The sequence below is a fragment of the Sphingomonas oligophenolica genome, assembly GCF_006438955.1.
Lineage (GTDB): Bacteria > Pseudomonadota > Alphaproteobacteria > Sphingomonadales > Sphingomonadaceae > Sphingomonas > Sphingomonas oligophenolica_A.
This window is the reverse complement of the sequence record NZ_RCZK01000002.1, coordinates 153,987-175,424: the sequence shown is the minus strand read 5'-3', so window position 1 is coordinate 175,424 and position 21,438 is coordinate 153,987. Positions and strand designations below refer to the sequence as shown.

27 protein-coding genes are annotated in these 21,438 nt (G+C 65.9%); 9 read left to right on the top strand and 18 right to left on the bottom strand.

The annotated features are described in order from the left end of the window. Positions 1-42: 42 nt before the first annotated feature. The 4 genes from EAH84_RS03585 to EAH84_RS03570 are packed head-to-tail and all read left to right on the top strand — an operon-like array spanning position 43 to position 5,587. Positions 43-1,290, top strand: a complete 1,248-nt coding sequence (locus tag EAH84_RS03585) for a heavy-metal-associated domain-containing protein (protein WP_140867805.1) — start codon at positions 43-45, stop codon at positions 1,288-1,290. Next, positions 1,287-1,922, top strand: coding sequence for an HdaA/DnaA family protein (locus EAH84_RS03580; protein ID WP_140867802.1), 636 nt, complete (start codon positions 1,287-1,289; stop codon positions 1,920-1,922). The genes EAH84_RS03585 and EAH84_RS03580 overlap by 4 nt, the downstream gene beginning before the upstream one ends. Further along, the gene (locus EAH84_RS03575; protein ID WP_140867799.1) at positions 1,919-4,084 is read left to right on the top strand and encodes an RNA degradosome polyphosphate kinase; all 2,166 of its coding nucleotides are present in this window, start codon (positions 1,919-1,921) and stop codon (positions 4,082-4,084) included. The genes EAH84_RS03580 and EAH84_RS03575 overlap by 4 nt, the downstream gene beginning before the upstream one ends. Continuing rightward, the gene (locus tag EAH84_RS03570; protein WP_140867796.1) at positions 4,085-5,587 is read left to right on the top strand and encodes a Ppx/GppA phosphatase family protein; all 1,503 of its coding nucleotides are present in this window, start codon (positions 4,085-4,087) and stop codon (positions 5,585-5,587) included. A 6-nt stretch (positions 5,588-5,593) separates the two neighbouring features. Here EAH84_RS03570 and rnd read toward each other — a convergent pair whose 3' ends face one another. Next, a complete protein-coding gene (gene rnd / locus EAH84_RS03565; RefSeq protein ID WP_140867793.1) occupies positions 5,594-6,769 on the bottom strand; it encodes a ribonuclease D in 1,176 nt (391 codons plus the stop codon). Between the two features lie 175 nt (positions 6,770-6,944). Between rnd and aspS the strand changes: the two genes are divergently transcribed. Further along, entirely contained in the window at positions 6,945-8,765 is a 1,821-nt protein-coding gene (gene aspS / locus EAH84_RS03560; protein ID WP_140867790.1) for an aspartate--tRNA ligase, read from the top strand. Positions 8,766-8,794: 29 nt separating this feature from the next. Here aspS and EAH84_RS15870 read toward each other — a convergent pair whose 3' ends face one another. From EAH84_RS15870 to EAH84_RS03505, 14 genes are all read right to left on the bottom strand, one after another. Continuing rightward, positions 8,795-8,959, bottom strand: a complete 165-nt coding sequence (locus EAH84_RS15870) for a hypothetical protein (RefSeq protein WP_161978326.1) — start codon at positions 8,957-8,959, stop codon at positions 8,795-8,797. A gap of 56 nt (positions 8,960-9,015) precedes the next feature. Next, on the bottom strand, positions 9,016-9,246 hold the full coding sequence (locus tag EAH84_RS03555; protein ID WP_140867787.1) for a hypothetical protein: 231 nt from the start codon (positions 9,244-9,246) through the stop codon (positions 9,016-9,018). A 317-nt stretch (positions 9,247-9,563) separates the two neighbouring features. Next, the gene (locus tag EAH84_RS03550) at positions 9,564-9,800 is read right to left on the bottom strand and encodes a helix-turn-helix transcriptional regulator (protein ID WP_140867784.1); all 237 of its coding nucleotides are present in this window, start codon (positions 9,798-9,800) and stop codon (positions 9,564-9,566) included. Continuing rightward, positions 9,797-9,931, bottom strand: a complete 135-nt coding sequence (locus EAH84_RS16510) for a hypothetical protein (RefSeq protein WP_277753716.1) — start codon at positions 9,929-9,931, stop codon at positions 9,797-9,799. The genes EAH84_RS03550 and EAH84_RS16510 overlap by 4 nt, the downstream gene beginning before the upstream one ends. After that, complete coding sequence (locus EAH84_RS03545; RefSeq protein ID WP_140867781.1) at positions 9,928-11,715, bottom strand: ParB/RepB/Spo0J family partition protein; 1,788 nt, start codon at positions 11,713-11,715, stop codon at positions 9,928-9,930. Before EAH84_RS03545 ends, EAH84_RS16510 begins: the two co-directional genes overlap by 4 nt. 271 nt (positions 11,716-11,986) lie before the next feature. Continuing rightward, positions 11,987-12,307: a hypothetical protein gene (locus EAH84_RS03540; protein ID WP_140867778.1), complete on the bottom strand. Its 321-nt coding sequence runs from the start codon at positions 12,305-12,307 to the stop codon at positions 11,987-11,989. Then, complete coding sequence (locus EAH84_RS03535) at positions 12,307-12,573, bottom strand: DUF2312 domain-containing protein (RefSeq protein ID WP_140867775.1); 267 nt, start codon at positions 12,571-12,573, stop codon at positions 12,307-12,309. Before EAH84_RS03535 ends, EAH84_RS03540 begins: the two co-directional genes overlap by 1 nt. Beyond that, positions 12,570-12,809 carry a hypothetical protein gene (locus tag EAH84_RS03530; RefSeq protein ID WP_140867772.1) on the bottom strand — a complete coding sequence of 80 codons (240 nt, stop codon included), beginning with the start codon at positions 12,807-12,809 and terminating at the stop codon, positions 12,570-12,572. The genes EAH84_RS03535 and EAH84_RS03530 overlap by 4 nt, the downstream gene beginning before the upstream one ends. Beyond that, a complete protein-coding gene (locus EAH84_RS03525; RefSeq protein WP_140867769.1) occupies positions 12,806-13,003 on the bottom strand; it encodes a hypothetical protein in 198 nt (65 codons plus the stop codon). Before EAH84_RS03525 ends, EAH84_RS03530 begins: the two co-directional genes overlap by 4 nt. Continuing rightward, on the bottom strand, positions 13,000-13,122 hold the full coding sequence (locus EAH84_RS16505) for a hypothetical protein (protein WP_277753715.1): 123 nt from the start codon (positions 13,120-13,122) through the stop codon (positions 13,000-13,002). The genes EAH84_RS03525 and EAH84_RS16505 overlap by 4 nt, the downstream gene beginning before the upstream one ends. Further along, on the bottom strand, positions 13,119-13,568 hold the full coding sequence (locus EAH84_RS03520) for a hypothetical protein (RefSeq protein WP_140867766.1): 450 nt from the start codon (positions 13,566-13,568) through the stop codon (positions 13,119-13,121). The genes EAH84_RS16505 and EAH84_RS03520 overlap by 4 nt, the downstream gene beginning before the upstream one ends. Positions 13,569-13,681: 113 nt before the next feature. Further along, positions 13,682-14,023 (bottom strand): ogr/Delta-like zinc finger family protein, encoded by a 342-nt coding sequence (locus EAH84_RS03515; protein ID WP_206663930.1) that lies wholly within the window; start codon positions 14,021-14,023, stop codon positions 13,682-13,684. Next, positions 14,023-14,517 carry a hypothetical protein gene (locus EAH84_RS03510; RefSeq protein ID WP_140867763.1) on the bottom strand — a complete coding sequence of 165 codons (495 nt, stop codon included), beginning with the start codon at positions 14,515-14,517 and terminating at the stop codon, positions 14,023-14,025. Before EAH84_RS03510 ends, EAH84_RS03515 begins: the two co-directional genes overlap by 1 nt. Next, complete coding sequence (locus EAH84_RS03505; RefSeq protein ID WP_140867760.1) at positions 14,514-14,831, bottom strand: transcriptional regulator; 318 nt, start codon at positions 14,829-14,831, stop codon at positions 14,514-14,516. The genes EAH84_RS03510 and EAH84_RS03505 overlap by 4 nt, the downstream gene beginning before the upstream one ends. Before the next feature lie 84 nt (positions 14,832-14,915). On the opposite strand from EAH84_RS03505, the gene EAH84_RS03500 reads away from it, so the two are divergent. From EAH84_RS03500 to EAH84_RS03485, 4 genes are all read left to right on the top strand, one after another. Continuing rightward, positions 14,916-15,572, top strand: a complete 657-nt coding sequence (locus tag EAH84_RS03500) for an XRE family transcriptional regulator (RefSeq protein ID WP_161978325.1) — start codon at positions 14,916-14,918, stop codon at positions 15,570-15,572. Positions 15,573-15,580: 8 nt separating this feature from the next. Then, positions 15,581-16,090, top strand: coding sequence for a DUF2939 domain-containing protein (locus EAH84_RS03495; RefSeq protein WP_140867753.1), 510 nt, complete (start codon positions 15,581-15,583; stop codon positions 16,088-16,090). Positions 16,091-16,224: 134 nt separating this feature from the next. Next, complete coding sequence (locus EAH84_RS03490) at positions 16,225-16,581, top strand: hypothetical protein (RefSeq protein WP_140867751.1); 357 nt, start codon at positions 16,225-16,227, stop codon at positions 16,579-16,581. Further along, positions 16,574-16,897: a hypothetical protein gene (locus EAH84_RS03485; protein ID WP_140867748.1), complete on the top strand. Its 324-nt coding sequence runs from the start codon at positions 16,574-16,576 to the stop codon at positions 16,895-16,897. Before EAH84_RS03490 ends, EAH84_RS03485 begins: the two co-directional genes overlap by 8 nt. On the opposite strand, the gene EAH84_RS03480 is transcribed toward EAH84_RS03485, so the two are convergent. From EAH84_RS03480 to EAH84_RS03470, 3 genes are read right to left on the bottom strand one after another with little or no spacing between them, the layout of a single operon-like run. Further along, positions 16,894-17,922: a contractile injection system protein, VgrG/Pvc8 family gene (locus EAH84_RS03480; RefSeq protein WP_140867745.1), complete on the bottom strand. Its 1,029-nt coding sequence runs from the start codon at positions 17,920-17,922 to the stop codon at positions 16,894-16,896. The two genes, EAH84_RS03485 and EAH84_RS03480, sit on opposite strands and share 4 nt — an antisense overlap. Positions 17,923-17,973: 51 nt before the next feature. Beyond that, complete coding sequence (locus EAH84_RS03475) at positions 17,974-18,372, bottom strand: phage tail protein (RefSeq protein ID WP_140867742.1); 399 nt, start codon at positions 18,370-18,372, stop codon at positions 17,974-17,976. Next, on the bottom strand, positions 18,372-21,434 hold the full coding sequence (locus EAH84_RS03470) for a phage tail tape measure protein (RefSeq protein ID WP_241656440.1): 3,063 nt from the start codon (positions 21,432-21,434) through the stop codon (positions 18,372-18,374). The genes EAH84_RS03475 and EAH84_RS03470 overlap by 1 nt, the downstream gene beginning before the upstream one ends. Between the last annotated feature and the right edge of the window lie 4 nt (positions 21,435-21,438).

Here is a 21,438-nt window from a genome sequence, read left to right as displayed (position 1 = left end):
CGCGCTTGGATTTCCACGCTTGCTTCGCCAAAAGGACGCCCGATGCGCCTACGCCCCCTTGTTACGCCGCTGGCGATCCTGTCGTTGCTCCTCGCGGCGAGCGCGGTCGCGCAGTTCGAGGGTGGCCGCGGGGTCGCGCCGATCGACAGTTCGGGCAGCTACGAAGTCTCCGGAATCGATGTCGACGTCGAGGCCAAGACCGCCGAACAGGCGCGCAATGGCGGCTGGCGGATCGCGCAGCGCAAAGCGTGGGTCCAGCTGTCGAAGCGGTTGGGCGGCGGCGGGGCGATGGTGTCGGACGGGACGCTTGACCAGATCGTGTCGGGGATCGTGATCGATAACGAACAGATCGGGCCGACCCGCTACATCGCGCGGCTCGGGGTGCTGTTCGATCGCAACCGTGCCGGATCGCTGCTCGGGATTTCCGCCTACGCCGATCGGTCGCGACCGATGCTGCTGGTTCCGCTGCAGGTTTCGGGCGGGATCGAGACGGTGTTCGAACGCCGCAATCCCTGGCAGGAGGCGTGGGCGCGCTACCGCACCGGCAACAGCCGGATCGATTACGTCCGCCCCGCCGGGAACGGTGCCGATTCGCTGCTGCTCAATGCGGGTCAGATCGCGAGGCCCGGGCGCGGCTGGTGGCGGACGATCATCGATCAATATGGCGCGCAGGACATCCTGATCCCGGTCGTGAGACTGTATCGATCCTATCCGGGCGGCCCAATCGTTGGTCAGTTCCAGGCGCGCCACGGCCCGGACAACCAGTTGGTCGGCAGTTTTGCGCTGCGCGTCGGCAGTGCCGCGGGGCTGCCCGCGTTGCTCGATGTGGGGGTCAAGCGGCTCGACGACCTGTACCAGAAGGCACTGTCCGAAGGCGCGCTCGGCTATGATCCGACGCTGAGCCCACCGCCAGCGCCGCCGCCCGATATCGTCGATGCGCCCGCCGCGACCGCCGACGCCACGCTGGCGGACATCGTCGGCGACACCGCAGCAACGACCCCGGGGATCCAGGTCACGCTGCAATATGAATCGCCGAGCCCGACCTCGGTCGCGAATTCCGAATCGCTGCTGCGGTCGATCCCGGGGGTCCGGTCGGCATCGACCAGCAGCCTGGCGCTTGGCGGCGAATCGCTGATGCGCGTGGTGTATGACGGCGATCCCGATGCGCTGCGCGCCGCGCTGCAGGTACGCGGGTTCCAGGTCACCGGATCGGGTACGTCGATCCGGATTCGCCGCGCGCCGCAGTTGTTGCCGCCCAACCTACCCGCCGATGCCGAGCCCAGCGGATGAGCCAGATGGCGCTGCCGCTCGGTTGGCCGGCTGCCCCTCGCGATGACGCTTTCATCGTCACCCCGTCGAACGCGCGCGCGGCCCATCTGCTCGAACATTGGGGGGCCTGGCCGGTGCTGTCGGCGGTGCTGACCGGCCCGCGCAAATCGGGCCGCAGCCTGCTCGCCCGCATTTTCGCGGCCAAGAGCGGGGGCATTATCGTTGACGATGCCGAACGGATGCCCGAGGCACAGATTTTTCACGCCTGGAACGCCGCACAGGAAAGCCGACGGCCGCTGGTGATCGTTGCGGATTCGCTCCCGCCCGCCTGGCCGGTCAAGCTGCCCGATCTCCGCTCGCGGCTCGCGGCGAGTACGCACGCGGCAATCGGGGCGCCCGATGACGCGCTGATGCGGCTGCTGTTCGTCGAGCTATTCCATCGCCGGGGGCTCGATGCGCGCCCCGATCTGATTGACTGGCTCGCGACCCGGATCGAGCGCAGCCACATCACGGTCCAGCGGGTCGTGGACGCGCTCGACCAGGAGGCGCTCGAACGCCGCAAGCGGCTGACGATCCCGCTGGCGCGAACGGTGTTGGCCGCCGCGGGGATCGTCACGGCTTCGCCATCGTTGTTCGATAAACCCGCATCATGACCCGACCCGCCCATCTCACCCGCCTGGCCGATGCCGACGACGATGCCTTCGTCCCGGAGGTCAACGACCGCTATTTCAACCGCGAACTGTCGTGGCTCGCGTTCAACCGTCGCGTGCTCGAGGAGGCGTGCAATTCGGCGCATCCCCTGCTCGAACGGTTGCGGTTCCTGTCGATCTCGGGGTCCAACCTCGACGAATTCTTCATGGTTCGAGTCGCGGGGCTCAAGGGGCAGCAACTCAAGGACGTCGATCGCCGTTCCGCCGACGGGCTGACCGCCGGGCAACAGCTCATCCGGATTGTCGAGGAAGCTGACGCGCTGATGAGTAGCCAGCAGGCGGTCTGGGGCGACCTGCGCGAGCAGCTCGACGAAGCGGGGCTTCATGTCCTGCGTCGCGACGAGGTCGACGACGACATCGCCGCGTGGCTCGAAACCCATTTCCGCGAACAGATTTTCCCGATCCTGACGCCCCAGGCGCTCGACCCGTCGCATCCCTTTCCGTTCATCCCCAACAAGGGGCTGGCGGTGATGTTCGACCTCGTCCGCCAATCGGACAAGGAAGCGGTCCGCGAACTCGTGATGGTCCCGGGATCAAGCCCGCGGTTCGTGCGCATCCCCGGCGAACCGATCCGCTACATCTCGATCGAGGCGATGCTGAAGCGGTTCGCGCCGCTGCTCTTTCCGGGCTACGACATCATCGCTGCCGCCGCCTTCCGCGTGCTGCGCGACAGCGATATCGAGATCGACGAGGAGGCGGAAGATCTGGTCCGCTATTTCGCCAACGCGATCAAGCGGCGCAGGCGCGGCAGAGTGATCCGGTTGGAGCTGGAAAGCGGCATCGCGGACACGCTGTCGGCGATCCTCAAGGACGAATTGGGCGGCGCCAATTCGATCATCACCGAAAGCGGCAATCTGCTCGGCATCTGTGACCTCGATGCAGTGATCGACGAGGATCGCCCCGACCTCAAATTCCCGCCCTATGTCCCGCGCTTCCCCGAACGCATCCGCGAATTCGGTGGCGATTGTTTCGCGGCGATCAAGGCCAAGGACATCGTCGTCCACCACCCGTACGAAACGTTCGACGTCGTCCTCGAATTCCTCAAACAGGCCGCCGCCGATCCCGACGTCATCGCGATCAAGCAGACGCTGTATCGCGCGGGCAAGCAGCCCGCGGTCATCAACGCGCTGATCGCCGCGGCGGAGGCGGGCAAATCGGTGACCGCGGTGGTCGAACTGCGCGCGCGGTTCGACGAGGAACAGAATATCTACTGGGCGACCTCGCTCGAACGCGCTGGCGTTCAGGTCGTCTATGGCTTCTTGGAATGGAAGACCCACGCCAAGGTCAGCATGGTGGTCCGCCGCGAAAGCGGGCAGTTCCGCACCTATTGCCACTTCGGCACCGGCAATTATCACCCCGTCACCGCGCGGATCTATACCGATCTCAGCTTCTTCACCGCCGATCCGCGGCTGGGGCGCGACGCGGCGCAGATGTTCAATTACGTTACCGGCTATGTCGAGCCGAGCGACATCGCCAAGATCGCGCTGTCGCCGCGCGACCTGCGCAAGGAATTGATGACGCGGATCGATACCGAGATCGCGAACGTGAAGGCAGGCAAGCCGGGGTCGGTATGGGCGAAGATGAATTCGCTGGTCGACCCAACGATCATCGAAAAGCTGTACGAGGCGAGCCAGGCGGGGGTCGAGATCGAGCTGATCATCCGCGGCATTTGCTGCCTGCGCCCCGGTGTCCCGGGCCTGTCCGAAAACATCCGCGTCAAATCGGTGATCGGGCGTTTCCTCGAACACAGCCGGATCTTCTGTTTCGGCAATGGTAAGGCGCTGCCCAATGACGGCGCGATCGTGTTCATCTCGTCGGCGGACTGGATGCAGCGCAATTTCGATCGCCGCGTCGAATATATGCTCCCGATCGAGAATCCGACCGTCCACGACCAGATCCTCGACCAGGTCATGGTCGCCAATTTGCTCGACAACGAACAGAGTTGGGAGTGCGAGCCCGACGGCAGCTACGTCCGCGAGCAGCCGGGGGACCGTCCGTTCAATCTCCATCGCTATTTCATGAACAACCCCTCGCTGTCCGGACGTGGGGCGGCGATGCGCGCGAACGACACGGTGCCCAAATTGTCGCTGCGACGCCGCCAGTAGATGGCTACCGCGCTTCTCCGCCGCGTGCTGCCCCGCGGCGAGCCGGGGCCTGCGGACACCCGCACTGCGATCATCGACATCGGGTCGAATTCGATCCGCCTCGTCGTCTATCAGGGGCATCCCAGGTTGCCCGCGATCCTGTTCAACGAAAAGGTAATGGCGGGGCTCGGGCGCAAGCTCGCCGAAACCGGTGCGATCGACGCCGCCGCGCTCGCCAGCGCCAAGGTGGCGCTCGCGCGTTTCGCCGCGGTCGCGCGTGAGATGCAGGCGCGTGTTCGGACCGTGGCGACCGCCGCGGTGCGCGATGCCTCGAACGGCCAGTCGCTGATCGACGAGGCGCATCGCCACGGGCTGTCGGTCGAGCTGCTCTCGGGTGAGCAGGAAGCAGTCGCGGCGGGGCAGGGCGTGCTGTCGGCGATCCCCGAGGCGGACGGTATCGTCGGCGACCTGGGCGGGGGGAGCCTCGAACTCGTGCGCGTCGTCGCGGGGACGATCACCGATCGCGTGTCCTTTCCGCTCGGCGTGCTGCGGATCGCGGCGTTGCGCAAGGATCGCGGCCGTGTCTTCGAACGCAAGGTCACCCGCATGATTCGCGAGGCCGGTTGGCAGGGGCGCGGGCGCGGGCTGCCGATGTACCTCGTCGGCGGATCATGGCGTGCGCTAGCGCGGCTCGATATCGGCCTGACCGACTATCCGCTCGCGATCATCCACGGCTATGCGCTCGACGCGCCGACCGTGGCGCGGCTCGGCCGGACGATCGCGCATCTATCGAAACCGCGGCTGCGATCGATCCCCGGGCTGTCCTCGTCACGCGCGGCGACGCTCGGCGACGCGAATGCACTGCTCGGTCTCGTCATGCGCGCGCTCGGCAGCGAGCGCGCGATCGTCTCGTCGTTCGGGCTGCGCGAAGGACTGTTGTATGGCGCGCTCGCCGACGACACGCGGCGGTTGGACCCGCTGATCGTCGGCGCGCGCGAGGAAGGGCGGCTGCTCGGTCGGTTCCCCGAACATGGCGACTTGCTCAATCACTGGATCGCGCCGCTGTTCGCCGACGAATCGCCGGAAGAGGCGCGGGTCCGCCACGCCGCCTGCCTGCTCGCCGATGTCGGCTGGCACGCGAACCCCGAATTCCGCGCCGAACGCGGTGCCGAGATCGCGCTGCACGGCAATTGGGTCGGCATCACCGCCGCCGAGCGCGCGGTAATGGCGCAGGCGCTGTTCACCTCGCTGGGCGGCGGCGCGGCGATCATGGCGTCGGTGTCGCGGCTGGCGGACACCCCGGCGCTCGACCGTGCGGTTCGGTGGGGACTCGCAATCCGGCTCGGCCAGCGGCTGAGCGCTGGGCTGGCGGGACCGCTCCAGCGGAGCCGGATCGCGATCACGGGCAATCGCCTCGTGCTTCATCTCGCTACAGACGATGCCGCACTTTACAGCGAAGCGAGCGAGAAACGTCACGCCGCGCTCGCCAATGCGATGGGGCTGCGCGCCGGGTGCGCTGCCTGATCGCGGCTAGACCGCGTCTTCGGTCCGCGTCATCTTGAGTTTGCCGCCCTTGACCGCGAATGCCAGGCGACCCTCGACGAGGTCGAGCGCGTCGCTGCCGAACTGGTCGAACCGCCAGCCTTCGAGCATCGGCAATCCCTCGCGCACCCCGGCCGCGAGCATTTCGAGCTCGTCGGTGCGGGCGAGCAACTTGGAGGCGACATCGATGTCGCGCGAGCGGATCTTGAGCAAGAGCTTGAGCAGGTCCGCCACCAGCGATCCGTCCTTGCCGAGCCCAGGCTTGCGATCGTCGCGCGCGGGCAGTTCGTCTGCATGCAACGGCGTCGCACCCTCCAGCGCTCCCATCATCCGCGTGCCGATGTCGTTTTGCGCCCATGTTGCCGACAGGCCGCGCACCTTGGCCAGGTCGGCTTGCTTCTTGGGCGGGTGCCCCGCGATATCACCGAGCGTCTCGTCCTTGACGATCCGCCCGCGCGGCAGATCCTTGCCCTGCGCCTCCAACTCGCGCCATCGCGCCAGCGCCTTCAGCCGTCCGAGCACGTCGGGCTTGCGTCCCGATACCCGGACCCGCTTCCACGCGAGATCGGGGTCGTTGGCGTAGTTGGCGGGATCGGCGAGCCGCTCCATCTCCTGGTCGAGCCACAGCCCGCGCCCGGTCTTGCGCAACCGTTCGAGCATCATCGGGAAGATCGCGGCAAGATGGGTCACGTCGCCGATCGCATATTCGATCTGTCGCGCATCGAGCGGGCGGCGCGACCAGTCGGTGAACCGTGCGCCCTTGTCGACGACGATCCCCAGCCAGCTGTCGACCAGGTTCGAATAACCGATCTGTTCGCCTTGCCCCAACGCCATCGCCGCGACCTGCGTATCGAACAGCGGATGGGGGGTCGTGCCAGTGAGATTGTAGATGATCTCGATGTCCTGTCCGCCGGCGTGGAAGACCTTGAGGACATCCTCGTTCTTGGTCAGCAGATCGAGCAGCGGGGTCATGTCGAGCCCGGGCGCCATCGGGTCGATCGCCGCCGCCTCGTTCACATCGGCGATCTGGATCAGGCACAGGACCGGGTAATAGGTACTCTCGCGCATGAACTCGGTATCGACCGTCACGAAGTCGGCCTCGGCGAGGCGGGTACAAAGATTGGCGAGCGTGGCGCTATCGGTGATCAGGGGATGAATATGCATAAGCGGGTGGCCATAGCCTGACGCGTCCGGGTTGACAAAGAGGGTATGTAAGGGGAGGGCGCGGGCCTGTTCCTCCGTCACTCCGGGCCTGACCCGGGGTCCCGCTTCTTCTTTTCGGTTGCGGGCGAAGCGGGACCTCGGAGCAAGTCCGGGATGACGAAGAAAGAAGACATAGATGCACGCCTACCGCTCCCATACCTGCGCCGCGCTCACCGCGGCAAACGTCGGCGAGACCGTCCGCCTGTCGGGCTGGGTCCACCGTCGGCGCGACCATGGCGGCGTGCTTTTCATCGATCTGCGCGATCATTACGGCATCACTCAGGTTGTCGCCGACGCCGATTCACCAGCACTCCCCGTGCTGGAGGCGATCCGCACCGAATCGGTCATCACCATCGATGGCATCGTAAAGGCGCGCGCGGACGGGACGACTAACGCCAATCTCGCGACCGGCGAGATCGAGGTCTTCGCCAAGGCGGTGACGATCCAGTCGACCGCGCAGGAATTGCCGATGCCGGTCGCGGGGGAGGCCGATTATCCGGAGGACATCCGGTTGCGCTATCGTTTCCTCGATCTGCGCCGCGAAAAGCTCCACGCCAACATCATGCTGCGCTCGAGCGTCATTTCCTCGATCCGCCGCCGGATGGTCGATCAGGGCTTCACCGAGTTCCAGACCCCGATCCTGACCGCCTCCTCGCCCGAGGGCGCGCGCGACTATCTGGTCCCGAGCCGCGTCCACCCCGGCAAGTTCTACGCGCTCCCGCAGGCGCCGCAGATGTTCAAGCAGCTCCTGATGGTCGCGGGCTTCGACCGCTATTTCCAGATCGCGCCCTGCTTCCGCGACGAGGACGCGCGTGCCGATCGGTCGCCGGGCGAATTCTACCAGCTCGATTTCGAAATGAGCTATGTCACGCAGGAGGACGTGTTCCAGGCGATCGAGCCCGTGCTGCACGGCGTGTTCGAGGAATTCGCCAACTGGCAGGGCAAGGGCCGCACCGTTTCCGCGCTGCCGTTCCAGCGCATCCCGTACCGCGAATCGATGCTGAAATACGGCAACGACAAGCCCGATTTGCGCAACCCGATCCTGATCAGCGACGTCAGCGATCATTTCACCGGGTCGGGCTTCGGCCGCTTCGCCTCGATCGTCGAGGCGGGCGATGTCGTCCGCGCGATCCCGGCGCCCGGCACCGCGGAGAAGAGCCGCAAGTTCTTCGACGAGATGAACAACTGGGCGCAGTCCGAGGGGTTCGCCGGGCTCGGCTATGCGACCCGCAAGGCTGGCGAATGGGGCGGGCCGATCGCCAAGAACCACGGCGAGGACAAGATGACCGCGATGGCCGATGCGCTCGGCCTCGGTCCCGACGACGGGCTGTTCTTCGCCGCCGGCAAGCCGGCGCAGGCCGCCAAGCTTGCAGGTCTGGCCCGAACCCGCGTCGCCGAGACGCTCGGGCTGATAGACGATACGCGTTTTGAATTCTGCTGGATCGTCGATTTCCCGATGTTCGAATATGACGAGGACAGCAAGAAGCTCGACTTCAGTCACAATCCCTTTTCGATGCCGCAGGGCGAAATGGACGCGCTCGAGACCAAGGATCCGCTCGATATCCTCGCCTATCAGTACGATATCGTCTGCAATGGCATCGAGCTGTCGTCGGGCGCGATCCGGAACCACCGGCCCGAGATCATGTACAAGGCGTTCGAGATCGCGGGCTATTCGCAGGCCGATGTCGACACCAATTTCGCGGGCATGATCAACGCGTTCAAATTCGGCGCACCGCCGCACGGCGGTTCGGCGCCCGGGATCGACCGCATCGTGATGCTGCTCGCAGACGAGCCCAATATCCGCGAGGTCATCGTATTTCCGATGACGCAGAAGGCGGAGGATTTGATGATGGGTGCCCCCAATTTCGCGACGCCGCGACAGTTGAAGGAACTGAACCTGCGCTCGACCGCGGAACGCAAGGATGTCGATCAAGCCGTGTCGCCGAACGCGGGCTGATCGCCCGGAGGCTATCGCCCGCCCAGCGCTTAAACCGTCGCCATTCGCCGCAGCCGCAGCCGCTGCATCATCGTCGTGATATCGGCATCGGTGCGCGCCAGCGCCGCGGCGATGTCGTCCACCGTGTCGCCCGCGCTAAAGCGCGCGCGAAGATCGGTGATGTCGGCCTGAGTCCAGCGTTTGGGCGTATCCATTGAACGGCCATAGCAGGGTCGGCGAAATGAGCCAGCGCTACTGGAGTGTCGCGGTCCTACCGCTGCGCGGCACCGCCTTCGGCGCAGCGGGTGTGTTCGATCGCCCGATCGATCAGCTCGGCGGCGATATCCGGCGGGGTTACCACCGCTAACAGGACGCAATTGGCGGCATGCCGCAGCGCCCGCGCGTGCCGATCGGCGTCCGCATCGGCACGAGTCATCATCGGGCGGGCTGCCGGATCCTCGCGATGGAGGTCGGATTTGGCTGCTGCGTCTGGTCTCGTCATCGCCATTTCCTGCCGCGCGAACCCTAACAGGAGCTTACTGCGAGGGCACGAAGCCACGAAAATATCGAGCTATTTTCGAATGTGCGCCGGTCGATTCGTGCCTTGGCCGCGGGGGGAAGCGTCGGCGTTCGCGGGTGATTGGCGCCGCCAACGGTTAACGCCACGCCGTGAAAGGCCGGTCTCAAACGTTCAACCCTGTAGGAAAGGCGATGGCTCCCTGAGTAGGACTCAAAAAACATCGGTAACCCCTTATATATGCTTGCTATTATGCGTATTTTTGTTTGCCGATGGCACCGGCGATGGCCTTTATTTTTCCGCTAAGCGTGGTTCACGACGCGGCCGCGCGAGGCTTTCCAAGCCTCGATTTCGCTTTCCCACCAGCCGACGGCCTGGGCTCCGATTCGCACTTTCGGCGGGAAGTCGCCCGATCGGTGCATTCGGTTAATCGTCGGCGCGCTGAGGCCGACGGCGGCGGCGACGTCGGGCATCCGCAGGAAGCGGCCCCTGGGTTGCCTGTCTTCGTGCGCGGGCACCGCGCGTGGGGTTGCGTTCATCGATCGATCTCTTGCTTCGCTGCTTTGTATGCGGCGCTAGGCCGGTTGCGCCGTGCGAGACGGATGAGGCGCAGGGCCTCGCCGCGCTGGGCGGCGAGGTAGCGGGCGAGGCGGCGGCCGTTGCGGCTCATGCTTCAACTTCCTTGGCGGCGACCGGCTCGGCACCGGCGGCCGCCATCGCGGCGTCGAAGTCCTCGCGGGTCCCGTAGGTCTCGCCGATGTCCTCGATCTCCGCGCCGTCGATCAGGTAGCGCCAGGCGTACACGTCGGCTTCGTCGTCGGCGGTGCCGTAATGCCCGTGTTCGTCCTGGAACCATGCCTCGCCATCTATGACCACGACCGCGGGAAGCGGATCGAGCGCGAGCAGATCGTCGCGGCGCTTCGTCTCGCCCTCCCGGGCTTCCTCCTCGGCCTTTTCAGCTGCGGCGCGTTCGGCGATCGCCTGGTCGTAACGCTCCTCCGCGGCGGGCATCGCGGCAGCGATGTCGGCGTCGGGGGCGAAGATCTGGACCGTGACGAGCCAACCCGGGACGCCGTCGCGAACTGCCGCCTTCGAGCGATCTTCGAAGATGTCTGGCCAGAAGGCGCGGCCGTCGAATTCGGTGCCGGCGAACTTGGGAACCGCAAGCCGACGAGCCCAGCGGGCGACGCCACGCTCGCGTTCCTGGCGCGCGATCTCCGCGGGGTCTGGCGGGACGTAGCCCATATGTTCGCTTGGCGGCGCGATCGCGTGCTTCTGCTCGGCGGGAACGAAGACGGTGCGCGGCCAAGCGACCAGCTCGCCATCGTTATTGATGCCTACGAGGACGTGGGCGTCGATCGCGTTGTGGCGGATCGTCTTCCACATCTTCTGATGCTCGTACTTCTCAACCTGGACGAAGCCGGCCGGGGCCTTGAGCTTCGATTGCGTGCCGTAGGCGTGAAGGCGGAGATCAGCGGGGACGACGTAACCGGCGATCGCCGGCGAGAGGTCGTCGCGGCGCTGCAGCTCGATTTCGACGCGGACCATCTGGAAGTCGAGCATCTCGCGCGCCTTCGTCTCGACGAGGAAGGGGTGCGTCAGCTGGCGCTCCGCGCCTGCCTCATCGAACAGATCATCCTCATACCCGCCGCCCTCGCGCTCGTAGATCTCGGCGGTGACGAATTTGAAGAGCGGGTCGGCGGTGCTCATCCCCTTCATCTTGAGGTCGTGGCGGATGTTGTTCGCGCGGTGGGGTTCCCAGCCGCGCTTGGCCTGGACCTTGAACACCTTGCTCTGCAGGTCGCGGTCCTGGCTGGAGGCGTAGGCCATCGCCGCATCGATCGTGATGTCGCGATCGGCGAGCGCATCGAGGATTTCGGGAGCGAGTTCAGCGAGGCGCAGGCGCTGTTTGACGATGCGCTCGGAGAAGCCGAACCGCTTGGCCAGGCCCTCGGGCGAATTGGTGCCGTGTTCCATCAGCGCCTTGAAGGCGAGGAACTCGTCGACCGGGGACATGGTGCGTTGCTGCAGGTTATCGGCGAGCGACAGCTCGACCGCCTCGCCGATGTCGCGGATCAGGACGGGGACGGGGAAGTCGCCGTCGATCAGGCCGCGCCGCTTCACTTCGCGCAGAGCAGCTAGCCGTCGCCCTCCACCAACGATCTCTACCTTGCCGTCAAGCTGATAGCCGATCAGCGACTGGAGCAGGCCGTGCGCGACAATATCGTCGGCAAGGCCGGTGACGTCCTCATCGATCCGCTGATGGCGGACGTTCTCGGCCGCGCGCGTCAGCGTACGGAGCGGGAAGACCTGTGGCGCGGTCGGCACGACGATGGCGGTGGAGATCGGATCGGCGGCGTGCTCGGCGTTGGGTCGCGCGTCGGTTGCGGTCGTGGATGCTGTTTTCTTGGCGCGCGCGGCGCGCGGCTTTGCAATCGAGGTCATGTCGTTCATGGCAGAGGATGCTCCGTCCTGAGGGAAGCCATCGACGTCGCTCGTCGAAGGGTCCCGGTGACGGCCGCGAGCGCTGATCTCGACGAGCGGCCTTTGGGTGCGCTCACACTCGCCGTGTCAGCGGCGGGTGCGTCGGATTCGGGGAGGGGGGAGGCCCGGCGGTCGCCCCCCGAACTGAACGGGAGGAGGCAAAGCTGATGACCTTCACGTGGGTGGCGGCGATCAAGCGCGCGACAGGTGGCGCACTCGCAGAGCGGCAGAGCCGACTGATCTAGAACCACGGCTCGCCCTCGTCTTCGCAGCTCTCACAGATGTCGTCGAAGTCGGTGCGGCCGACCGGCTCTGCGCAGAGCCGGCACAGGATCGTCTCGGGGCCGTGCTCGATGTAGCGATAAGCCAGCACGTCGTGCCAGCGGACCTGATCGGCGAACGTTGGTGGGGCCAGCTCGCCTTCTCCGGTCACCGTAACGACGCGGACCTGGTGCTGGAGCTGGGGGATTTCGAACGGATTGACGCGCTTGAAATCGAGCGCGTCGAGATATGTCTCGATCGGCCAGTCGATGCCGTCAGCACGAATGGTCTGCGCGTGCATCACCGCATCCCCAGCGCTTGCATGTACGTCTCGAGGATCGCCTCCTCCTCCTGGTATTCTTCCTTCTTCTTCTTGCGGATCGTCAGGATTTTGCGGATCGCCTTGGGGTTGTAGCCGCGACCCTTGGCTTCGGCCCAAACGTCCTTGATGTCATCGGCGAGCCCACGTTTCTCCTCCTCGAGGCGCTCGGCGCGCTCGATCAGAAGGCGGAGTTCGTCGGCGGCGACGTGACCGCCACCCATGCCCTCGGCGCGATCGGCGGTCATGACGCGAAACTCTGGACCACGGCGAGCAGCGCCTGGGCGCTGCCATGCGGGTCGATCGCGAAGGCGATGGCGTTGCCGGCCAGGACGCCGGCGATCATCAGCTTGCCGATGTCGTTGGCGGTAAGCCGGTCCGGGACGCTGGGGCCGGGGGGCGCGCATCGTGGGCAATCGCAGCGCCGATCGTGGATCGTGGCGACCATCGGGCGGCGCGTACCGGTGAGGTCATGGGGTTTCATGAGCGGGGTTCCCTGGCAGAGCGGAGGCGGAGGATTTCGAGGGTCCAGACGATCAGCGCGACCGACGCGGCGATCAGCAGCGCGGCGGGAATGATGCGGCCGACCAAGATGAGGCCGATGGCGGCGCCCTCGAACAGGATCGCGATGACGTGGAGGGTGCGGACCGGTGCGATGCGGCGAGTAGCGGCGGTCATCGGCGACGCTCCGCACCGGCGAACAGGATGGCGATGACCGCGATCGGGATCGCGAAGACCGCAGCGATGACGACCAGGACGACGCGGATCCGCGCCCAGGCGGAGCGGGGGGCGTTCATCGATGCCCCGCGCGGGATAGAGCGTCGCGATCGGCGCACACCGAGCAGCTGGCCCGCGACACCCATGCGCAGTGTTCGGCCTCGTCGGCGCGGACGCAGGGATCCCATTCGCTGCATCCGCAGCCGCGGCAGATGCGCGGATGCGTGGCGGGATCGTCGTCACGTAGCTGGACGTACACGTCCGGATCGAACGGGAAGACGGCGCGCAGGCCGTCGAGCGTGAGGCGGTGCCGCGCGGCCGAGCCCTCGGTTTCCAACAGCGCCAGCAAGGCGCGAGCATGATCGCGATCGAGCGGGTTGCCCAAGCGATCCGCCACCTGGGCGATCGTGAGACCCGCAGCCTTGCGACGCAGCCGGAGATAGTGGGCAGGACTGATTGGGGGCAGCACGTCCGGTGCCGCTGCCGCAGCGCGGGTGCCGCTGGCTGGTAACGAAAAGTGGATCATCACAATTCCTTCAGGGCAAGGTTTGGCGGCGGACAAAGGGGTGGCGTCGTCGAAAGCAGGGCCTTCGATCAGGGTGGTTCAGGCGGGGAAGAGGACCGGCAGCGCCGGTGAGGTCAGCCGGTCATCGGCGTCGTTGCCGTGGATCGCGGCGGCGCATCGTCATCGTTCGCCGGGGTGCGGTGATCGTCGTTGGCAGGCCGGAGCGAGCCGCTCGCCATCTTGCGGGCCGGTGCGGCGAAAGGGAGATGAATATCCGGATTGGGCGCGGCGCTGGGGATGGTCGTCCGGATCGCCTCGATCTGGACGACGAAGCCGTGGCCGCACGCGTCGTTGTCGCAGCGATAGGTGACCTCTCGCACGAGCGAGGACAGGCTGCGCGCGGTGCGCTGGGTAGCCGGGGTGTTGCAGTGCGGGCAGGCCATGCCCGGTAGGCGGTGTTTGGTACGCGGTGCCATCAGGATATTCCCCCGGTCCGCCCCGCGATCGACCCCGCGCCGATCGGGAGGAAGCTGTTCATGCGGCGCAGCACGGCGCCCCATGCGGTGTGTGCCTCTTCGGCCTCGGCGACGGCGCGAAGCGTGTCGCGCGGCGAGGCGTTCGAATGGGACACCGAAAGTCCGAGGGCGATAGCCTCGCCGCCTTCGCGGGCGGCGATGGCGAGCTCATCGACCAGCGCGCGGCGGCACGCGGTGCGTTCGCAGAGACGCGCGTCGAGCAGGAAGGCGTAGGTCTCCATAAAGGGGGCGCCGTCGCCGCCCGCCGCCTGAAACGCGGCATCGAGCGCCAGGGCCTGGGCGATGGTGGGCGTGGTGCGGCAACCGGGTTCGGACCAGTAGCGAACGGCGCGCTGAGAGCGGCCTACGATGCGCGCGGCGGCGGGCCAGCCGATCGCGCCGGCGACGCGGGTCATTGCGTCGGCAAAGGTGAGGGGCGCGCGAAGCTGGGTCATGCGGCGCGCTCGTGCTTCAAAAGGGCGTGCCGATCGCAGGAGATTGTCGGCACGCCCTCGCCTACAGAGTGATCGGCGGGAAGGGAGTAACCCGACGGCTCTGGAGGATAGATATCGGGGCGAAGATCATGACGGGAGACGCCAGTCTTCGCCTCGACGGTGAGGACATGTTCGGCGGGAAGGCGCTTACCGCTCTGCAGCCATTTCCAGACCGCGGTCTGCGAAACGCCGCACAGTCGCGCAAAGGCGGACTGCGAACCAGCACGACCGACGGCGGCTTTGAGCGATTCGAAAGGGGTAGCGGCGGTGCTCATGCAACCAGCTACAACCTAGGTTGAGTGAATGTCAACGGCGAAAATTGAGTATGGTGTTACAACCAACGGTATACGTTGGCTGTGATGATCGATGCCGACCGCCTGCGCGAGCGAATGACTGCCGTATCCCTCAGCCAATCGGAGTTGGCGCGCCGGGTGGGCGTATCGCAAACAACGATCTACAAGATCCTCACCGGCGACGCGCTGGGGTCGAAGCATCTGCACCTTATCGCGCGCGAATTGGGTACAACGCCCGCTTATCTGACCGGCGAAACCGCCGATCCGGCCGAGGGTGCGGTGCCGTTACCCACGCCAGAGACCATCGCCGAGCAGCTCGACCTCGTCCCGATCGCGATCATCGACCTCGAATATGGGCTCGGCGCAACGTTCGTCGACGATCACGTCGAGGTGGAGGTCGGCCATTTCCCTCGCGTCTGGGTCAATTCCTTCACAAGCACCCCGTCGACGCTGCTGACGTTCGCGCGGGGGCGAGGCGATTCGATGATGCCGACGATCCATTCGAACGACATGGTGATGATCGACCGGTCGCAGCGGGTGATCGAGGAGCCCGACGCGATCTGGGCGTACAGCATCGGTAACATGGGTGGGATCAAGCGGCTGCGCGTCCGCGGCGAGCGGGTGACGATCCTGTCGGATAACCCAGCGGTGCCGCCCGACGAAGCGATGACCGAAGAGATGACGATCATCGGGCGGGTAATCATGATCATCCGGAGCATTTGAGGGGGGCCATGAGAAAAGGCTATGTGATCGGGGCGATCGCGCTCCTGCTTGCGCTAGGCGTGGGTTGGTATCTGGGATCGCCGAAATGGACGCTCTATCAGATGCGCGAGGCGGCGCAGGACGGGGATACCGACAAGCTCGCCGAGTATATCGATTTCCCCGCTCTGCGCGCGAGCCTGAAAGAGGAGATGAAGGCGAGCGCCGCGGCGGAAATGCAGAAGCCTGAAAACAAGGACGGTTTTGCCGCGCTCGGCATGGCATTCGGGATGACGATGATCGACAATATGGTCGATGGCATGGTGACGCCCACCGCGATGCGAAAGGTCTTCCTCGCCAATAAGGACAAGGGGCCGCCAGCGGTGACAAAGGTCGACGGCTCGCGCGAAGACGTTGCAATCGAACGTCATGGGATGGATCGATTTTTTGTTCGGAACGACGCGGCCAGCTCATCTGCTGCGCTGATCTTCACCCGGCACGGATTGGGGTGGCAACTCTCCGGCATGCGGCTGCCTGAGTGATGGTCGATAAGTTCGAATTGTCAAAGGGCACGAAATTCGATTTGCGGACCAGCCGGTTCGTTACGCCGCGGAACGACGGTTAGGCAGGTGACTGTGCCATCCTATCAGGTGAAGTTAAAGATGAGCGTAGGATTATGATTAAACAGCCAGACGGCTATAACGGATGGGACGACGCTCTTAGCCTTATGGCGCAAAGAGCCGAAATGTCTGAAGTTGCTGCAGTGTTTGAAGAGCTCATCAAGCGACCGTCACGCGGACGCGAGATATACGACTTTATCTCCGCTCAGAGTAGTACAAACATTCGAATTGCCGCCGTGCTCGTAAAGCTAGCGAAGGGCGATACAGAGAGTACAGTTGAGGCTTTGGAGACCTTATTGGAGGGACTGCAAAAACAACATCTCCTAACCACATCAATTACCTCTCGACTCCTTTCTCCGGATCCTGAGCATCCCCTGCCGATCTCGATCGACGGAAACGAAGACAATGGGTGACGTCGACAATCGCATCGCGAATATGTTTCGAGAGGTCAGTCAGCTCCAAAATCTTGACCCAGATCGCACCGGCTTGAAAGACAAGGGGGGCGGTGGCACATCCGACGACATGGAAGCTCGCGTCGCCAGGCTAGAGAAGAACGTGGATACGATGACGGCCGACCTGTCCACGGTTAAAGCCGACGTAGCGACGCTCAAGGAAAATGTCCGTCACCTTCCAACGAAGCCCTGGATGTTCTCGACCCTTGGTGGAATGCTCACCGTGCTCGCGGTGGTGGTGGGCCTGATCGTGCGCTTCCTTCCGCACGCGAGCTAACCCGCCTCGAGCTTAAGCTTCGTGGCGAAGCCCCGGTCGTTGATGGCGTGGGCGACCTCGCTCACCAGCCATGACGTGGCGTCGATTGCGGCTTTGTAGCCGGTGGCGGTGACGCGCTGTTCGGGGGCGAGGGCGGGGTCGCCGAGGGCAAGCGTGAGGTCGAGGGTGACAGGCTGGCGGCCGGCGCGGGTGTGTTCGGCCCTGGCGGCGGTGCTCGCTGCTTCCTTGCTCGGATAGGTGCGCGACAGGCGGCGGGTCTTGCCCCTGCCTGTGCCGACCTTCTCGGTCTTGCGCGCCGCGGCCTTGCGATCGTGCCAGTCGGCCTCGACCGCGCCCGCCTCCTCGGCCTGCTTTACCTTGTAGCTGTGGGTGTCGCCGTCGCGGCGGCGGATGGTGCGAGCGGGAAGGGGTTTGCCGGTAGTGGTGACGCCGGCGCCGACCGGCGCGAAGACGAGCTTGCCATCCTTGACGGTCGCGACGGCATCATGGGCGCGGCCGAGGCGGCGCAGGAAGGCGACGTCGCTTTCGCGGCTCTGCGCGATCGCCTTGACCGGGATCGATGCCAGCGCGGGCGCGCACCGTGCCTCGAGCTGGTTACGTCCAGCGAGATCGGTGACGATCGCGCCGAGGGTGGCGTCGTGCCAGCTATGTTGCCGACGGGTCCGGATCTCGCTGGTGAAGTCGGCGGCGCGGGCGCGAATGGTGATCAGGTCGGGGGGGCCGCCATGTTCGACCTCGTCGACGGTGAAGAGCCCCTTGTCGACCAGGCCGGGGCGGACGTCGCCGCCCTGTTGCCAGCCGATCGAGACGCGGATCTTCGCGCCGGCACGCGGGATCTCCATCTTGCCGTCAGTATCGTCGATGACGAGGTCGAGCTGGTCGGCCTCACCCCCGCGTTTTTCGGTGAGGCCGAGGCTGACGAGGCGACGGCGTTGCGATCGCGCGACCTTGCCATCGAGCAGCGGTGTGATGTCGACGCCGTCGACGACGACCTGGACGCAAGGTATGTTGGCCCGCCCGGTCATGCGACCGTCTCGGGAGGCGGGATATTGGCGCGCGCGGTCACGTCCCGGCGCTCATGCGCTTCGTTCGGGATCGTCGACCGCGAGGAGATCGACCGAGAAGTCGATGCGGCGCGGCTCGCCGTTGGGGAAGAAATGCTTCTGGCGTTCGTCGAGCGCGGTGATGACGAAGCTGCCATAGATGCGGCCGAGGCCGTCGACGAGCGGCCAGGGTTCGCCGGTCGCGGCCATCGCGGCGAGCTGATCGAGCGAGGCGCGGCCGTCCTGGAGCTCGGCGAGCGCGCTGCCCTGGATCGAAACGGTATCCTCGCCGGGGCCGGTGAACTGGGTCGCGTCGCGCGCGCCGATCCGCGACGAGGTGGCGTGCCGCCAGTTGCGGCGGCGCGATAGCTCGTCGTGCGCGAGCGTCGCCATCGAGAAGCCGAACATGCCATAGGACAGGAGCGAGGGCATCAGTCGAGGCTCCCATAATCCTGATCATCGCGGAAGCTGGATCGGCTGCGGGCGTCGGCGGCGCGCTCACGGCGATCGATCTCGTCGGCGACGATCCGCGCCAGATCCTCGCCGCTCTGGCCAGGCTGTTGGTGGATATGGATCACCAACGGCGCGCGGGCGGCCGCCGGGGGCGAGGGTTCGGCACGCCGTTGGGGGTTGATGGCGGCGGCGCCAGCGCGCGCGGGAGTGGCCTGGATCGTGGCAGTCGCCTCTATCCCGGAGGCGACCAGCTGCGCGGCATCGCTGAGACGCGGTGGCAGGGCGGACCGCGCGGAGCCTATCCGCTGCGCCGCGTCGGCGATTCGGGTCGCGACCGGCGATCCCACCGCGGCCGCGGCGGGCGTACCGATGGCGGGCAGCGCGATGGCAGGCAACGTGAGTGCGGCGGCCATGGTGCGGGTGAGCCGCGAAATGCGATCGACCGCGCCGCCCTGGCTACGATCGAGCCCGCGGTTGAGACCGCCGATGATATGCCCGCCGAGCGCCATGAAGACGCGGCTGGGGGAATGGATACCTGCGCCCGCCTTGAACCCGGACGACAGCGACGAGGCGAGCGATTTGCCCGCGCTCCACAACCGGCCGGGCGCGCTCTTGATGCCGTTCCACAGCCCCTTGATGATCATCGCGCCGAAATCGAAGAACATCGCGGGCAGCGTCACGAAGGCGGTTCGGAGCGCGCTCTTGAACGCGGTCCACGCGATGTTCCAGCCGTTGGCGAGCAGGACGGGGAGCCGGGTGGTCAACCACGTGCAGCCTGCTGACAGCGCGGCGGTGAAGGCGCTCCAGGCGCCGGTCACGCCATTGACCAGCATCGCGGGCAGCGTGGTGGTCAACCAGGAGAAGGCGCTCGCCAGCGCGGTGGTGAGCGCGGTCCACGCCGCACTCACTCCCGACGCCAGCAAGCCGGGCAGCGTGCCGGTGAGCCAGCCGAACGCTGCGGCACCGAGCGCGTAGAGCGAGCCGAGGATGTAGCCCGTGAACTGGAAAATGCTCTTGTAAATATCGAGCAGGCCCATCGAGAACAGCGCCTTTACGCCGTTCCACATACTGGAAAGTACGCCCGACACGGCTGCGCCGGCTTGGCTGAAGCGCGCGACGATCGCGGTCCAGAGGCCGCTGACCGCGGACGAAATGCCGTCGACCGCCCGGCCGATGGTGGACGTCACTCCATTCCAGAGGGTGGAGAAGAAGCCGGTGATGGCACCCCAGTTGCTGATCACGAGGTAGGCGACGGCAGCGAGCGCGGCGATAATCGCGATTACCGCGGCGGCGATCCCGATGACGGGAAGCAGGGCAAGGTCAAGCGCGCCGGCCGCGAACGATAGGGCCGCGAAGGGCGCGAGGAGCCCGGCGATGACGATCGCGAGGCCGCCCAGCACAAGGAAGAGAGCGGCAACCGCGCCAGCGGCCAGCGCGAGACCCTTGGCAAGCTTCGGATGCTGCGCCGCCCAGTTGGCGAAGCGGCTGGTGATCTGGCTGGCGCGCTGGACGAGCGCGTTAATCGTCGGGAGCAGCATCGTGCCGAGGTTGATGCCGAGCGCCAGCGCGTTGATCTTGAGTTGCTTGGTCTGTTCGGCCGAATCCTTCATCCGTTCGGCGAAATCGCTATCGGTGACGCCCTTGGCGCCCAGCGCCTCGGCGCGGATGCGTTTATATTCCTCCAGGTTCTGGATCAGGGGGCGGAGGCCCTGCTGGACCTGGGCGTCCTGAAACAGGAATCCGATCTTGCCTAGGTCGCCCCCGGTCGCCTTGTTGGTCAGCTCGGCAATCGCTTCGAGCGGGGTCTTGCCCTCGGCATAGGCCTTTTTGAGCGATGCCGGGAGGTCGATCCCAAATTGCTTGAATGCGCTGATCGTCTGGGGCGAAGCGATCTTCTGGATGATGTTGGCGACGTTGGTGGCGGCGGACGCGCTATCGCCCGCACCCTTGCGGGCGATCTGGAGCGCGGCGGCGAGATCGGCGACTGCGCCCGCTCCGGTCTGTCCGAGCGCCTGGTAGCCGGCGGTCAGCGCGGGGAAAGCGCCAGCCATATCCTTGATCTCGAACGCGCCGCTCTTGCCCGCCTGCGCCATGATGTCGATGACGCGAGCGGTCTGTTCGATCGGCACCTTGAGATTACTATTGGCGGCGAAGGCGGCGGCGGACAGATCCGCGATCTCTGCCTTGTAAGCGGTCGCGGCACGGCCGATCGGCTGCATCATCGCGACCGCCTGGCGTGGATCGAGCCCAAAGCCCGAGAGTACGTCGACGCCGGCCTGGAGATCGGCGGGCATCTGATTGGCAGTGCGAGCGGCGACGAGGAGCCCAGCGCCCATCTTAACGGCTTCCTGACGCGACAGGTTCGTTTTTTGCGCAATGTCGGTCATCACCGACTGATAGTCCTGCGCCGATTTGATCCCGCCGAGCAGCGGCGCGGCCATCGCGACGCCGGTGCCGATCGCGGCGGCGCCGCTCGCCGCGACGCCGGTGGCCATCCCCTGGATGTTGCCGAAGCGCGAGCGAGCATTGGCAAACCGCCGCGCACGATCGTTAGCGATGCCGAGGCGTCGGGACTGCTCCTCGAGTTCGGTATTAGTGCGCGCTGCGGCAGCGCGCAGGTCGTTCTCGTGATACGTCAGAGCATTGGTGGCGACGCCAGCGGCGTGTAGACGATCGCGCAACGTGGCGAGCTCGGCGGTTTCGGTCTGCTGAACACGATCCAGCCGCTCCACCTCCTTTTGCGCTTTGGCAAACTCGCGGGCCATGACGCGAGTCGGCTTCGCCGTGTCCTCAATTTGCCGTCCGAGCGCTGCAGCACGGGCCTGCGCGGCCTTCATAGCGGTTTCGCTTGACGATAGCCCCTCGGTCAGCTCGCGGAAGCGGCCTAGCTCGCCCTGGACGCGCTCGATATCCTTCAAGCGATCGCGGGTCGCCTTCAGCGCCTGGGCGGCGCGGGTCGACCCTTGCGCGATATCGCGCAGCGGGCGGGTGACCTTGTCGCTCGCCTCGAGCAGCATGCGGATGCGCAGGTCGCGGTTCACGTCA

Excerpts from the sequence above, each read along its gene's own strand:
- EAH84_RS03585 (WP_140867805.1), top strand. The coding sequence starts at position 43 with ATGCGCCTACGCCCCCTTGTTACGCCGCTGGCGATCCTGTCGTTGCTC.
- EAH84_RS03580 (WP_140867802.1), top strand. The coding sequence starts at position 1,287 with ATGAGCCAGATGGCGCTGCCGCTCGGTTGGCCGGCTGCCCCTCGCGAT.
- EAH84_RS03575 (WP_140867799.1), top strand. The coding sequence starts at position 1,919 with ATGACCCGACCCGCCCATCTCACCCGCCTGGCCGATGCCGACGACGAT.
- EAH84_RS03570 (WP_140867796.1), top strand. The coding sequence starts at position 4,085 with ATGGCTACCGCGCTTCTCCGCCGCGTGCTGCCCCGCGGCGAGCCGGGG.
- rnd (WP_140867793.1), bottom strand. The coding sequence starts at position 6,769 with ATGCATATTCATCCCCTGATCACCGATAGCGCCACGCTCGCCAATCTT.
- aspS (WP_140867790.1), top strand. The coding sequence starts at position 6,945 with ATGCACGCCTACCGCTCCCATACCTGCGCCGCGCTCACCGCGGCAAAC.
- EAH84_RS15870 (WP_161978326.1), bottom strand. The coding sequence starts at position 8,959 with ATGGATACGCCCAAACGCTGGACTCAGGCCGACATCACCGATCTTCGC.
- EAH84_RS03555 (WP_140867787.1), bottom strand. The coding sequence starts at position 9,246 with ATGACGAGACCAGACGCAGCAGCCAAATCCGACCTCCATCGCGAGGAT.
- EAH84_RS03550 (WP_140867784.1), bottom strand. The coding sequence starts at position 9,800 with ATGAACGCAACCCCACGCGCGGTGCCCGCGCACGAAGACAGGCAACCC.
- EAH84_RS16510 (WP_277753716.1), bottom strand. The coding sequence starts at position 9,931 with ATGAGCCGCAACGGCCGCCGCCTCGCCCGCTACCTCGCCGCCCAGCGC.
- EAH84_RS03545 (WP_140867781.1), bottom strand. The coding sequence starts at position 11,715 with ATGAACGACATGACCTCGATTGCAAAGCCGCGCGCCGCGCGCGCCAAG.
- EAH84_RS03540 (WP_140867778.1), bottom strand. The coding sequence starts at position 12,307 with ATGCACGCGCAGACCATTCGTGCTGACGGCATCGACTGGCCGATCGAG.
- EAH84_RS03535 (WP_140867775.1), bottom strand. The coding sequence starts at position 12,573 with ATGACCGCCGATCGCGCCGAGGGCATGGGTGGCGGTCACGTCGCCGCC.
- EAH84_RS03530 (WP_140867772.1), bottom strand. The coding sequence starts at position 12,809 with ATGAAACCCCATGACCTCACCGGTACGCGCCGCCCGATGGTCGCCACG.
- EAH84_RS03525 (WP_140867769.1), bottom strand. The coding sequence starts at position 13,003 with ATGACCGCCGCTACTCGCCGCATCGCACCGGTCCGCACCCTCCACGTC.
- EAH84_RS16505 (WP_277753715.1), bottom strand. The coding sequence starts at position 13,122 with ATGAACGCCCCCCGCTCCGCCTGGGCGCGGATCCGCGTCGTCCTGGTC.
- EAH84_RS03520 (WP_140867766.1), bottom strand. The coding sequence starts at position 13,568 with ATGATCCACTTTTCGTTACCAGCCAGCGGCACCCGCGCTGCGGCAGCG.
- EAH84_RS03515 (WP_206663930.1), bottom strand. The coding sequence starts at position 14,023 with ATGGCACCGCGTACCAAACACCGCCTACCGGGCATGGCCTGCCCGCAC.
- EAH84_RS03510 (WP_140867763.1), bottom strand. The coding sequence starts at position 14,517 with ATGACCCAGCTTCGCGCGCCCCTCACCTTTGCCGACGCAATGACCCGC.
- EAH84_RS03505 (WP_140867760.1), bottom strand. The coding sequence starts at position 14,831 with ATGAGCACCGCCGCTACCCCTTTCGAATCGCTCAAAGCCGCCGTCGGT.
- EAH84_RS03500 (WP_161978325.1), top strand. The coding sequence starts at position 14,916 with ATGATCGATGCCGACCGCCTGCGCGAGCGAATGACTGCCGTATCCCTC.
- EAH84_RS03495 (WP_140867753.1), top strand. The coding sequence starts at position 15,581 with ATGAGAAAAGGCTATGTGATCGGGGCGATCGCGCTCCTGCTTGCGCTA.
- EAH84_RS03490 (WP_140867751.1), top strand. The coding sequence starts at position 16,225 with ATGATTAAACAGCCAGACGGCTATAACGGATGGGACGACGCTCTTAGC.
- EAH84_RS03485 (WP_140867748.1), top strand. The coding sequence starts at position 16,574 with ATGGGTGACGTCGACAATCGCATCGCGAATATGTTTCGAGAGGTCAGT.
- EAH84_RS03480 (WP_140867745.1), bottom strand. The coding sequence starts at position 17,922 with ATGACCGGGCGGGCCAACATACCTTGCGTCCAGGTCGTCGTCGACGGC.
- EAH84_RS03475 (WP_140867742.1), bottom strand. The coding sequence starts at position 18,372 with ATGCCCTCGCTCCTGTCCTATGGCATGTTCGGCTTCTCGATGGCGACG.